The organism is Campylobacter concisus (assembly GCF_002913765.1).
Classification (GTDB): domain Bacteria; phylum Campylobacterota; class Campylobacteria; order Campylobacterales; family Campylobacteraceae; genus Campylobacter_A; species Campylobacter_A concisus_BB.
The window spans coordinates 16,767-30,122 of sequence record NZ_PPCH01000025.1 but is presented as its reverse complement, the minus strand read 5'-3'; the positions used below and the strand labels follow the sequence as shown (position 1 = coordinate 30,122).

At 40.4% G+C, this 13,356-nt stretch carries 8 protein-coding genes; 7 read left to right on the top strand and 1 reads right to left on the bottom strand.

Annotation, left to right across the window (positions count from 1 at the left end; all coding sequences use genetic code 11):
• Position 1: 1 nt before the first annotated feature.
• The 7 genes from CYO89_RS06900 to CYO89_RS06870 all read left to right on the top strand — a co-directional run bounded on the left by CYO89_RS06900 (position 2) and on the right by CYO89_RS06870 (position 11,584).
• Positions 2-1,651 carry a sensor histidine kinase gene (locus tag CYO89_RS06900; RefSeq protein ID WP_103597742.1) on the top strand — a complete coding sequence of 550 codons (1,650 nt, stop codon included), beginning with the start codon at positions 2-4 and terminating at the stop codon, positions 1,649-1,651.
• A gap of 3 nt (positions 1,652-1,654) precedes the next feature.
• Complete coding sequence (locus CYO89_RS06895; RefSeq protein WP_103597741.1) at positions 1,655-2,335, top strand: response regulator transcription factor; 681 nt, start codon at positions 1,655-1,657, stop codon at positions 2,333-2,335.
• A gap of 69 nt (positions 2,336-2,404) precedes the next feature.
• Positions 2,405-2,587: a hypothetical protein gene (locus CYO89_RS06890; RefSeq protein WP_103597740.1), complete on the top strand. Its 183-nt coding sequence runs from the start codon at positions 2,405-2,407 to the stop codon at positions 2,585-2,587.
• A 270-nt stretch (positions 2,588-2,857) separates the two neighbouring features.
• Positions 2,858-5,803, top strand: coding sequence for a retention module-containing protein (locus tag CYO89_RS10260; RefSeq protein ID WP_141090730.1), 2,946 nt, complete (start codon positions 2,858-2,860; stop codon positions 5,801-5,803).
• Between the two features lie 131 nt (positions 5,804-5,934).
• On the top strand, positions 5,935-10,074 hold the full coding sequence (locus CYO89_RS06880) for a retention module-containing protein (protein ID WP_103597739.1): 4,140 nt from the start codon (positions 5,935-5,937) through the stop codon (positions 10,072-10,074).
• A 150-nt stretch (positions 10,075-10,224) separates the two neighbouring features.
• Entirely contained in the window at positions 10,225-10,761 is a 537-nt protein-coding gene (locus CYO89_RS06875) for a hypothetical protein (protein ID WP_103597738.1), read from the top strand.
• Positions 10,762-10,849: 88 nt separating this feature from the next.
• The gene (locus tag CYO89_RS06870; RefSeq protein ID WP_012140625.1) at positions 10,850-11,584 is read left to right on the top strand and encodes a hydroxymethylpyrimidine/phosphomethylpyrimidine kinase; all 735 of its coding nucleotides are present in this window, start codon (positions 10,850-10,852) and stop codon (positions 11,582-11,584) included.
• 55 nt (positions 11,585-11,639) lie between these two features.
• On the opposite strand, the gene ilvD is transcribed toward CYO89_RS06870, so the two are convergent.
• A complete protein-coding gene (ilvD, locus tag CYO89_RS06865) occupies positions 11,640-13,313 on the bottom strand; it encodes a dihydroxy-acid dehydratase (protein ID WP_103597737.1) in 1,674 nt (557 codons plus the stop codon).
• Positions 13,314-13,356: the final 43 nt, after the last annotated feature.

Here is a 13,356-nt window from a genome sequence, read left to right as displayed (position 1 = left end):
CATGGGTATTAATTTAAAATCACAAAATATTAAAATTTATGCGATCATCTTGCTAGCAAGCCTCTTTGTCGTGCTTCTTGGGCTAAATAGCTACAACAAAGCAAAAGAAAAGATCATCGAGCTATCTGATAAGAACAATATCGCAGTTAGTAAAAATATCGTTAGCAACTTTCAAATTTGGCTTGATGAGCGCTTAAATTCACTCATCCGTGCGTCAAAATTTATCCAAAACTCTAATATCATAGATGACGATACTAGGGTGGCAAATTTCATAAAGCTCTTTAAAGAAAATGCGAAAGAATTTGATCTCATGCAGCTTCTAAGAGAGGATGGCGAGATCTTTGTAGATGGGCAAAAGATCTCAGAAGAGGTGATGTCAAAGCGCGAGCGAGCGGGGCTTATCTGGTATGTCGAGACAAAAAATACAAATGCCCCAAGCGTAAATTTCATGCAAAATCACAAAATTTTAAATGACTCTACTTTAAATTTATGCGTGCCAGTTGAAAAAGACGCGAAATTTGAGGCAGCACTTTGCGGCGTCGTGCGCATAGGCACTATCTTTGATAGCATCAAAAACTTTAGTCTTGCGCCAAATTCTTACTCATTTTTAGTAACTCACAGCGGCGAGATCCTCACATCGATGGCTGATGCGACGCTAAAAAGAGAGATCGAGGAGAAATTTAAGGAGCTATTTTTAAAAGATGAAGACATCACTAGCCTAAAGATAGGGCAAAATTTGATCCAAGTAGCCGAGATACCGACGATGAACTGGTTTATCGGGGCTGGCACAAACAACGAAGAAGAAATTTTAGCCATGACAAGAGAGGCGCTAAAAAACGCCCTAAATTTACTCTTTGCCTTCGTCGCACTTGCATTTTTAGCAAACAGCCTGCACAACTTCATGTATAACAAGATAAAAAAGGTGCAAGACGAGTACGAGACCTTGCTAGCGCACAGAGCCAAGATGAGCGAGGCTGGAGAGCTTATAAGTGGTATAAGTCATCAGTTTATCCAGCCAGTAAATTCGCTAAAACTTATGTTAAGCTCGGCGATAATGCTAAAAAAAGAGGGCAAGCTAAGCGATGAGGAGCTTTTAAATTTATTAAAAAAAGGGCAAAGTTCGATCGAGCTTCTTTCAAAAACAATCGAAATTTTTAGAAATTTTTACAAAAGCGCTGAAAATGTGAGCGAATTTGAGATCCAAACAAGCGTTAGAAATTTAATAACACTTATGCACACAGAGCTTAGCCGTGCAAATGTGAGCGTGAAATTTAGCGGTTTTGAAGAGATGAAGGTCTGCCAGATAGAAAACATCATCCAGCAAATTTTACTAATCCTAATCCACAACGCAAAGGACTCACTAGTTGAAAGCTACAAAGATGAGCCGCTAAAACGCGTCATAGAGCTTAAATTTAGAAGCTTTGAAGATAAGTGCTACATCGGCGTTTATGATAGTGGTGGCGGTGTGAGCTACGAGATGAGTAAGAAAATTTTTACATGGCTAAACACGACTAAAAAGCAAGGAAATGGCATAGGACTTTACTTTGCTAAAAAGCTAGCACGTGAGAAGCTAAATGGCGACATCACGCTTGCGCACAACCTAAAGCCAACGATTTTTGAGCTAAGCTTTGATAAGAATTTAAAGGGTTAAAAGATGCAAGAGGCACTAGAAATTTTAAAAAAAGTATCTATCTTAGTAGCTGAGGATGACGAGATGGCAAGGGAGCTCATCATCACTGGGCTTAAGCCATACTGTGGTCAGGTAGTTGGCGCAAAAGATGGGCAAGATGGGCTGGAGAAATTTAAAAAACAGGGCTTTGACATCGTGATGAGCGACATTCACATGCCAGTGCTAAATGGCTTTGAGATGATGAATGAGATAAAAAAGCTAAAGCCTCATCAGAAATTTATCGTCTTTACTTCATACGACAGCGATGAAAATTTGATCAAGAGCTATGAGCAGGGTGCGACCTTGTTTTTAAAAAAGCCTATCGATATAAAGGATCTTAGATCGATGCTGATAAGCCTAAGCTTCGAGCGAGATGAGAAGCTAGTGCGCCTAAGTGATGAGGTGAGTATAAATTTAAAAAGAGAGAAAATTTATAAAAACGGCAGTGAGCTATACCTTAGCTTTTTGCAAAATAAGATATTTTGGCTATTTGCCTACAACCTAAACAAGCTTGTCACCTACGAGATGATAGAGGAATTTGTCTATGATAGCACCGAGGTGAGCAAGGCTGCGATACAAAATGTCGTTTTGCGCCTAAAACGCGAGCTTGGCGTGAAATTTAAAAACATCAGCGAGAGCGGATATATCTTAGTTGCCAAGAACTAAAAATCATAAATTCAAAATAGTAAAATTAATATTTTTATCTAAGAATATCTTAAAAGTAGTGATAAATTTATGTCACTACTAGCTAAAATTTATAGAAAAAGAGATGAAAATTTGCAAAATTTGATAGATAAACTTAAGAAAATTTATGTCACAAGCGGGTATAAATTTATGATAGTTATAAATAAAAAACATTTTGATATAAAAAGGCTAAATTTAGTGGCAATAAGGCTAGATAAAGGCTTTTTGAATTAAGAATTTATGCGTTTAAAATGAAAAAAATTTTGTGACATTTTTGGGTTATTTTATCAACTACTATACCATTTTGATGAACAAAAACTTAAAATTTTAAAATTTATATAGATAAATATAAAAATTTTCACACATTTATAAAAAATTTACACATTATTAACCCCTAAACTTAGGCTTTTCTTAAGGGTATTGTACCAAAGTACAATATAACTAAATTTTTTTCTTAGCTAAAATCTTGATATAGATCAATAAAATCCAAAGGGAGGCACTAAGATGCAAAAGTTAGGCGTTATCAAAAATATCCTAGGCGGTGAAATCGTAGCTGTTGATAAAAGCGGCAACGAAAGAGTCTTGAAGGTGGGTGATAGCATTTTTGAAGGCGAAACGATAAAAGCTAATGGCTCTGCAAAAGCAGTGATCGCAGGAAACGACGGCAAAGAGGTCAGCTTGCAAAATGGCGAAAGTCTAAGCCTAGATAAAGAGGCAAATGCACTTAGTGACAACCCAGAGATAGCCTCTATCCAAAAAGCCTTACTAAACGGCGCAAACATCACAGATCTTGAAGAGACTGCAGCTGGTGGTAACCAAGGCGGTGGTAACGCTACTGGAGATGGCGTGAGTTTGGGAGCTGCAAGCTTTGCTGAGGGCGGTCACTACTCAAATATCAATGAAAACTATAGAAATTTAACCGACGCAAATAGAGCTTTTCAAACCCCAGAAAACTCAATAGGCGGTTATAACGATGCAGGCACAGATGCAGATACGACAACTCCTATCTCACCAGCTACACCTGTCACTCCAAGCACTCCAGTAACGCCACCAACTCCGAGTACTCCAAGCACTCCTGGCGTCATCGTAACTCCAGGCACCCCATCACCTGCTAATCCTCCAGTCATCACGCCTCGTCCTGGTGCAGTAGAGATCACTACTAGCATCGATCCTGCTGCTAGCGAGGTAAGAGAGAGCGGCGCAGGGGCAAACGGCGAGGGCGGACACTACCTTGTTTATAAACTAGGTCTATCAGGCACTCCAGTAAGCCCAAGTGGCGAGACCACAGATCTAGGTTTAAATTTCCTCGGTGGCACTAGAGGAGAGGATTATTCAAGCGTAGTTGAGTACTCAACTGACAATGGAGCGACATTTCAGCCACTATCAGGCTACACGATAACTGGCGTAAATATAGAAGATATCTCAAAAGTGCAAGTAAGGATAAAGGTGCTTGACGATAACGGCCAAGATACCACAAAAGGTCCTTTGCATCATAACCAAAACGAGGGCGAGAACACTGGCCCTCAAGGCATGACTATCGACAACGTACAAAAAACTGATATGGTTGATAACTTTGCTGTATTTAAAGAGGGTGTAAAACTAAGTGTCACACCAAGCAGTAGCTACCTGCTACCAACAACTAATGCAAATATGGCTGAAGGCAAAATCATAGACAACGACGACAACATCGAGCTAAATAAAGACATCAAAGGCAATATCGCAAACCATACAAATTTAAATACAGATGATGGTGATGATACAGTTAGCATAAAAGCAAATTTAGAGAATTTGCATTTAGATACCGGCTCTGGTAACGACGTGGTAAATTTTGATAAAGAGGTTACGATTAGCGGCACTAAAAATAGCCCTAGCGTAGGTGGTGTTCTTGGACATTATAATAGCACTACTATAAACCTTGGTAGTGGCGATGACGTAGTAAATATCAATGCTGATCTTAGTATATTTAAGGCTGAGATCAAACTTGGCGCGTATACTCCTAGCTCAAGCAATAGCGCTCACGACGAAGCAGGAAATAACACTTTAAATATCAATGCAAATATCCTTGGCAAAGAAACATTTAAAGTTATAGACCCTAGTATCCACAACAGCTGGTACAATGATAACCGCATCCACACAGGTGACGGCGATGATGTGGTAAATGTAAAAGATGGTGTGAGGATAGAAAAAGTAAATATCCAGATGGATACTGGTAGTAATACCTTTAAAGCAAACAATGTAACCATGACAGATGCGTGGGTAGATACTAGCGATAGATACTCTGAGGCAAGAGATGTAAATACTATGGAGATATCAAACTCTACGCTAACAAATGTAAATTTAAATAGAGAGTCACAAGATGCAGTGCTGGGATATCAAAGTCTAAAACTAGATAATAACAAAGGCGAGAGCGTTACAGCTTATGCAAAAGACCTACTTGAAGTAAAAGGCAATAATGATGGCAATAGTCACTATGAAACTGGATCATTTAGCTCAGCCCACGTTATAGCAGACGGCATAAGCATAGGTCAAGCAGGCTTTAGTAATAAAACAGGTGTTGATTTTACAGCTGATATATCAAATTTAACAGCTAAAACTCGTGTGTGGGTAGGTAGCTATGGCGAAAGTAATGATACGATAAATTTTAAAGGTAACAACATCTTAAATAACCTTGAGGATTCAAGTAGTGCTGATATAGATACAAGAGGTGGCAACGATACTATAAATTTTGAAGGCAAAAACGTAGCTGGCGCCATCAATATAAATACTGACGCTGGCAATGACACCATAAATATCGGCGGCGAAACTAAATTTGGTGGAACACATGAAAAATATGTATTTAAAAGCGTTCAGTTCTCTAGCATAAACATGGGCGATGGCGACGATACGATAAATATCGACAAAGGTGCTGAGCTAAAAAGCACTACCATAAGAATGGGTGATGGTGATGACATTGTAAATTTAAATGGTAGTTTAAAACATGCTGGTGGTACATACTGGGATGGCTCAAGTACTATTGATCTAGGTAGTGGCAACGATATCATACATATCGGCAAGGACGCAGAGATAAATGCAGATGGCATGACTAGTGCTGGTGGTCGTTATGAAAAAGAGCATGGCGGTATAGTTATCCAAGGTGGAGCAGGTACTGATACGCTAGATATTGCTGGAAATATCGACTTTAGCAAGGTAGCTGGCTTTGAAAAACTTACTCTTGGTGGCAGCGAAAACAACGTAACACTAAATTTAACTATAAATGACGTGCTAAATATCACAAATGGCAACGGCACTAACCGCACTCTTAGGATAGATGGCGAAAATGGCGATCAAGTAGATATGTCAGCCTTTAGCAAAGGTGGGGTAAATTCTGAAGGATATACAGAGTACTCAGCTACGTCTAATGGCACGACATTTACTATCGAGATAAAAGACGAAATAGTCTTACACTCTTAAATTTCATGCCCTAGTCTCCCAAAACTAGGGCAAATTCTTACAAAATTTCAAATTTTAGTACCATAGTACAATTTACAAAGCTTTTTTAAGATATTAAAATACGTTCAAAATTTTTTAGATAAGGAAGTAAAATGGCAACAAGGATAGGCGTAATCAAAAGCATCTCACAAGGATCAAGCGTAATCGCAACTGCAAAGGATGGCACACAAAGAGTGTTAAAAGTAGGCGATGAAATTTTTCTTGGTGAGACTATACAGACAACTGATTTTGACTCAAAAGTAGTCATAACTGCAAACGATGGCAAAGATATCGCGATCATCGGAAAAGATACCCTAAATTTAGACAAGAGCGTAGCTCACAACGAGAGCTTTGGCGACGATAGCGTAGCTGATGTAAGCGCTATACAAAAAGCACTTCTTGATGGTGCAAACATCACTGATCTTGAAGAGACTGCAGCTGGCGGTAACCAAGGTGGCAACGCTGGTGGAGACGGCGTAAGCTTAGGTGCAGCAAGCTTTGAAGAGGGCGGTCACTACTCAAACATCAATGAAAACTACAGAAATTTAACTGACGCAAACAAAGCTTTTCAAACTCCAGAAAACTCAATCGGCGGCTACAATGACGGCAATGACGCAGGCGATGCAACTCCTGTTGCACCAGTCATACCTCCAATCAGCGTTGATATCAAAACTTTAACTGATGATTTTGGCACTATAACTGGAGATTATAGCTTAGACGCGCCAAGCGTACCTCGCACAAATGACGCTACTCCAACTATAAGTGGCACAGTAGATCCAGCTGCTGTAAGAGCGGTTGTTAGCGTGCTTGACAAGGACGGACACGAAGTCTTTACAAAAACTCTAAATCCAAGCGACTATGCTGATGGTAAATTTAAATTTACAACTGATGAGTTAAGCGTAAATGGTAGCCATGATGGCGATTATGAAGTAAAAATAGTAGCAACTGGACGAGACGGCAATACTGCAACCGATACTGGTAGCTTCGTGCTTGATACAGTTGCAAAAATAACTATAAATGTTGAAACCGAGATGAGCCTTGTAAAAGAGTCTGAGATGAGTAGCGGACTAAAAGGAAATTTCTGGTTTAACCACATCTATGAAGAAGGCGTAAGAGGTACTGAGCTAAGACCTTATGCCTTTAATAATACAACATACGCTCATAACGGTATGAAGCAAAATGATTTTGTCGAATACTACACAAACAATACCAAGCCTTGGGCAAGCTTTAAAGCAAAAGAGCTAAATTTCCAACAAGGTGAAGGTGGCGATAGAGATAATTTAAAAACTGATCCAGGTGCAGTCTCTGGACTTGATGGTGCTCATAACCGTACCGACCTAGCTGGAGCAAGAGATCTTGACGGAAATTTAATAACTCCAAACAGTGAGTGGGTAGCTCCAAATTTTAAAGCACTTAAGTACTTTATTGATAACGCAAAAGGCAGCGATATAGACATCATAAGAGATGCTCCTAATGGTAAAAACACAACAGCTGGTGCGATGATAAATTTAAAAGGCACTATGTATCTTGAGCCGGGCGATTATAAATTTGACGCAAAAGGCACTGATGATAGCGTAAGATTTAAGGTTGATGGCGTTACTATGGTTGATTATGACACTATCCACTCAGAAAACAGAGCCACAGTTACAACTTTACACGTTGATAAAGCAGGTTACTATGACTTTGATATGACCTATGCAAACTATATTTACGAAGGTGTGTTAAAACTAACCGTTTCAAAAGATGGCGGACCTGAGAGCATACTTGGCTCAGAGGCAAGTGGCATAAAACTAAATTCAACCGACTTTGACAGCTACGTAGATACAGTAACAAGAAATGTCTATAAAGTAACTCAAAAGATCACAGGAACTGTGGATAATGTAGAAGATGGACAGATCGTAACTGTCACATCAAGCACAGGCGAGAGCCATACAGCTAAAGTGGTAGATGGCAAATATGAAGTTGAGTTTAGAACAAGCGATCCAAAAGCAACATATACAGCTAAGGTTAGCGACGTTGTAGGTAACGAGGCAGAGGCAAAATCTGCTAAGCTAAATGTCGCCACAGACCTAATAGACGCTACCGATGATGACGCAAGCATTGTAAGCGCAAATACAAATACAGGTATAAATGACGCAACTAAATATTATAAATTTACAACTGATGATATCGCTCAAACCGATAAATTTTCATCTAATGCACCACTACCAGTTCTAAGCGACAAGACACCGACATTTACAGGTAGTATAGACAGTAGCGCAACTAAAGCGATCATCACTGTTCTTGATAAAAATGGACATAAAGTCTTTACAAAAGAGCTTAGCCAAAGCGAATTTGCAAATGGTAAATTTGAAGTCACATCTGATAGCTTAGAGGATGGCAACTACAAGATCAAAGCAACAGCTGTCTTTGCAAATGGCGACAAGAGTACGGTAGTGAGTGATTTTGTGGTTGATAAGACACCAGTTACTATAGAAAACATCAAGATCATCGAAAATGACAATGAGGGGCTACACCATACGATCAATTTTAACCTCAAAAACTATGAGGATGGCGATAAGATCGAGAGTATAAAAGTGGTAACAGCTGATGGAAATACTAACGTAATCTCTGTTGGCACTACTAAGCCAACCAATGGCGTACTAAGCTTTGAGTATGATCACAAGATAAAACTAGGCGATAAAATAGAAGTTGAGATGACCGATAAAGCTGGTACAAAATATACTCACGTAAATGAAATTTTAGTTCCAACTATGACGCAGTTTGAAAACGGCAACGACACAACTACAAATGCAAATAACCGCTCAGCTGAGAAGTTGTGGGGCACTATGGAGATGAGTGAGAGCGGCACTAGAGCTGATGGCTCAAGGATCGTTTCAAACGACGCTATCCCATACCTAAGAGCTGTGATCCCAGAAGATACAACAGCTGGTGCTACTAGCGATAATAAAACTGTAAGTGAGTTTTTAAATAGCGGCAGAGGCATAAGATGGAGTACTGGAGATGTTAAATTTGTATCTACAAATGTTGATACAGGTGTTACGAAAGTTTTACTATCTGAAGCGATAGAAAAACCAATAGGCAATGTAACGCCTGATCACTACAATAGACTTACAGGCTTTAACAACAGACTTGACGGCTATGGCAAGATGGCTGATGGTGTTTATAAAATTTCTATCGATGGTAAATATCAAGGTGGAGATGAGCTACTTTACAACTCTATTCAATTTACTATCGATGCAACAGCTGCAACGATAGACAACTCAAATTTTAACTACGATGCAGCTACAAATAAAACCACATGGAGTGGAAATTTAAGTGAAAATGGAGTTGGTGCAAGCTATACGCTAAAACAACACTTTGAAGAGGCGGTAAAAGGCATAGCTCTAAAAGATAGCATCACTTTAAGAGATGCAAATGGACACATCATACCTGCAAATTCTGTAACGCTTGATGATAATGGAAATTTCGAAGCAGTATTTAATGGCGATGTAAAAGCAAACGATGTCTATCTACAAATTTCTGATATCGCTAAAAACACAAGGGTGGATGCAGAAAATAACAACAATAACAATGTCATCACAACAAGTGAAGGCAACGATATCATAACCGTTGGAGATGGAAACAACACGATCAACGCAGGACGCGGCGAAAATGAAATTCGCACAGGCAATGGCAACAATGTAATCATCACTGGCGATAACAACGACGTCATAACCACAGGAAGTGGTAACGACTACATAGACGCTGGCAGAAGTGGCTATACTGGCATAAACAAAGGCGATCTAGTAAATGCTGGCGCTGGCAATGATAAGGTTGTATTTACCTTTGATGATCCAAGAGCAGCTCTATCTCAAAGTCTAGATGGCGGAGAGGGCACAGATACGCTTATCATGCGTCCAGTGGCAAAGGATGGCACTATCGACTTTGATAAGATAGATAATAAGTCTTTAACTAATGCGATCAAGAATTTTGAAGAGATCCAGCTTGGCATGGATGAGCATGGCAATGACAACCAAGATGTTAAGCTACTAAATTTAAAAGCAGATAATGTATTTAGCATCACTGATGATGTAAATACTATCTTAAAAATAAGCGGCGACAACAAAGATAGCGTTTCATTAAAAGGATTTACTGAGGCTACAGATCAAAGTGGTGTCCAAGCTGGATATACAAGATACGAGGGTGAAACAAGCACAGCAAAAACTATCTATATAGACATCGATAACGATATAAACAAACAACTTGTATAAAATTTGGGCTTTTTAGCCCAAATTCTTCTTTTAAATTTCTATTTTTACTCCTAAAAAAACGCTCTTAAAACCATCTTTGTACCAAAGTACAATATACAAATTTAATAAAAAACACTAGAATAAATCAAAAAATAAAAGTAAGGAATAAAGATGGCAGCTGTAGCCGGCAAGGTAAAAAGCGTCACATCTGATGTTATAGCGATAGATAAAAACGACCGTGTAAGAGTTTTAAACGTAGATGATGAGGTTTATATTGGAGAGAGTATAAAGGGAGAGAGCCAAAGTGCGAGCGTGACTATCACAGCTGTGGATGGCAGCGATATATCGCTAAATGGATATGACACAATATGGCTTGATAGTAGCGTGGTAAGTTCTGATACAAGCGCTGAAAATAGCATCGATACTGACGCACTTTTTAGAGCGCTTCTTGGAGAAAACTACGCTGAGATACTTGATCAGATGAATGAAAAAGTGGAAGATATGTTTGCAAAAACGCAGCCAAATGAGGCTGAAAATAGCTCAAATAGCCTTGAGGACAGTGAAAATTTAGCAGACAAACATAGCGCAAATGATGAGATTTTATCTGACTCAAACGAGCTAAAAGTAGATAACTCTTACGAGCATGCAAATTTTGACGCAACTACGATATATATCGAGATCGATAACGATCTAAACAAACTTTCATAAAATTTGAGCCTCTTGGCTCAAATCTTTTTAAAAACTCAAATTTAACTAACATCTCTTATAATAAGCCAAAATTTACAAAAGGAAAACGATGAAGAAAATTTTAATCATCGCAGGCTCTTGCAATAGCGGCACAGCAGGACTTCAGGCTGATATAAAGACATGCGCTAGGCTAAACTGCTATAGCGCAACGGCGGTCACTTCGCTAGTTGCTGAGACCACAGACGCGATAAAAAGCGTAGTTTGTCTTGAACCTAGCTTTGTTAAAGACCAGCTTAGCACGCTTGCGGAGGAATTTAGCTTTGATGCCATAAAGATCGGTATGCTCTTTAGCGAGGAGATAATGGACGTTGTTCGCGAGTTTTTACTCACTCAAAAGGCAAAAGTCGTGCTTGATCCAGTCTGCGTCTCAAAGAGCGGCCACAAGCTCATAAAAGATAGCGCAGTAGAAAAGCTAAAAGAGCTAATGAAGCTTGCCACCGTCGCCACGCCAAATTTAGACGAGGCAAATGTCCTTTTTGGTGGAAATTTTAAAGATCTGCCTTGCGATATCATAGTGAAAAAGCGAGTGAGCGAGGGAAATAGCATAGATACGCTTTATAGAAAAGATGGCTCACTGCAAAATTTCAAAACTCCGCTTGCTAATCCGCTTGTGATGAGTGGGACTGGTTGCACTTTCTCAACGGCGCTTGCTTGCTACCTTGCAAAGGGCAAGAGCCTAGAGGAGGCTATAGGGCTTTCAAAAGAGTATATCTGCTCCATTATAAAAGAGAGTATCGACACAAAGCTAGGTAAAAACCGCCTACTTTGGCACGGAGCGAAGTAAATTTAAGCCTAAAATTTAGGCTTAAATTTGATGTTTTTAAAATTTAAACTAAATTTCACGCCTCTAATATCGCTCCGTTGCTTGCGTTTGTGACTAGCTTTTGATACTGCCTTAGCCAGCGAGAGGTTAGCGCCTTATCGACTGGTTTAAATTCCGCTCTTCTCTTTGCGATCTCAGCTTCGCTTAGGCGAACGTTTATCTCATATTTATCGACGTCTATATCGATGATGTCGCCGTCTCGTAGCAAGCCTATCATGCCGCCTTCAGCTGCTTCTGGACTTACGTGGCCGATGCTTAGCCCTCTTGTCGCCCCGCTAAAGCGACCATCTGTGATGAGCGCTACGTCTGCGCCAAGACCTCGCCCCATGATGAGCGAAGTAGGGCTTAGCATCTCTTGCATGCCAGGGCCTCCGCGCGGGCCTTCGTAGCGGATGACGACGACGTCACCTTTATCTACTTTACCACTTGAGATGCCAGCTATGGCTTCATCTTGTGAGTTAAAGCAGACCGCTTTGCCGCTAAATTTACGCTCGCCAACGATGCCAGCTGTTTTTATAACACAGCCTTGCTCGGCTAAATTTCCAAACAAAATGGCAAGTCCGCCAACTTGCGAGTAGGCATTTTCCACCTTGTGAATGACACTTTCATCTTTGATGTCGCTGGCCTGTACACGCTCACCCAAAGTCTCGCCGCTAACTGTTAGGTTGTCTAAATTTAGCATGCCGTTATCTCTGCGTGAAATTTCTTTTATCACCGCATTCATACCGCCAGCCCTGCCGACGTCCTCCATGTGCACGTTTGGCAAGCTTGGGCTGATCTTAGCGATGTGAGCGATGTTTTGGCTGATCTTGTTTAGCTCTTTGATATCTAAATTTACACCAGCCTCTCTTGAGATAGCTAGCATGTGAAGGACGGTGTTGCTGCTGCCACCCATCGCCATATCAACGACAAGCGCATTGCGGATCGCCTTTTCATTTAGTATGTTTCTTATCTTAAATTTCTCATCAAGGGCGATTTGGCAAATTCTGCGAGCAGCCTGCCTGATGAGCTCCTCACGCTCTGGAGTTAGTGCAAGGATGGTGCCGTTGCCAGGAAGCGCTATACCCATCGCTTCGCAAAGCGTGTTCATAGAATTTGCCGTAAACATACCGCTACAGCTGCCCCCACTTGGACATGCGTTGCACTCGATATCTCTTAGCTCGGCCTCGTCTATCTCTTTGGTCTCAAATTTGCCAACCGCCTCAAACGCAGTCGCAAGGTCGATCGGCCTGCCATCTTTTGTGTGGCCTTTTCTCATAGGGCCGCCGCTTACAAAAATGGTTGGGACATTGACCCTTAAAGCGCCCATAACCATGCCAGGGACGATCTTGTCGCAGTTTGGCATACAAACAAGCGCGTCAAGCGCGTGCGCATTCATCACGGTTTCGATAGAATTTGCGATGATCTCGCGGCTAGGTAAGCTATATAACATGCCCCCATGCCCCATCGCTATGCCGTCATCCACGCCGATGCAGTTAAACTCAAACGGCACACAGCCATTTTTGCGAATTTCATCTTTTAAAATTTGTGCGTATTTGTTTAAGAAAAAGTGCCCAGGGATAATCTCTATAAAGCTGTTTGCAACGCCGATAAATGGCTTATTAAAGTCCTCGTCTTTTAGCCCAGTCGCACGTAAAAGTGAGCGGTGTGGGGCTCTTGTGTAGCCTTTTTTGATTATATCGCTTCTCAAATTTGATCCTTTTTTTAAAATTTGAGAGGATTTTATCACATCT

Bases quoted from the DNA above. Each gene is read 5' to 3' on its own strand.
- CYO89_RS06900 (WP_103597742.1), top strand. From the start codon at position 2: ATGGGTATTAATTTAAAATCACAAAATATTAAAATTTATGCGATCATC.
- CYO89_RS06895 (WP_103597741.1), top strand. From the start codon at position 1,655: ATGCAAGAGGCACTAGAAATTTTAAAAAAAGTATCTATCTTAGTAGCT.
- CYO89_RS06890 (WP_103597740.1), top strand. From the start codon at position 2,405: ATGTCACTACTAGCTAAAATTTATAGAAAAAGAGATGAAAATTTGCAA.
- CYO89_RS10260 (WP_141090730.1), top strand. From the start codon at position 2,858: ATGCAAAAGTTAGGCGTTATCAAAAATATCCTAGGCGGTGAAATCGTA.
- CYO89_RS06880 (WP_103597739.1), top strand. From the start codon at position 5,935: ATGGCAACAAGGATAGGCGTAATCAAAAGCATCTCACAAGGATCAAGC.
- CYO89_RS06875 (WP_103597738.1), top strand. From the start codon at position 10,225: ATGGCAGCTGTAGCCGGCAAGGTAAAAAGCGTCACATCTGATGTTATA.
- CYO89_RS06870 (WP_012140625.1), top strand. From the start codon at position 10,850: ATGAAGAAAATTTTAATCATCGCAGGCTCTTGCAATAGCGGCACAGCA.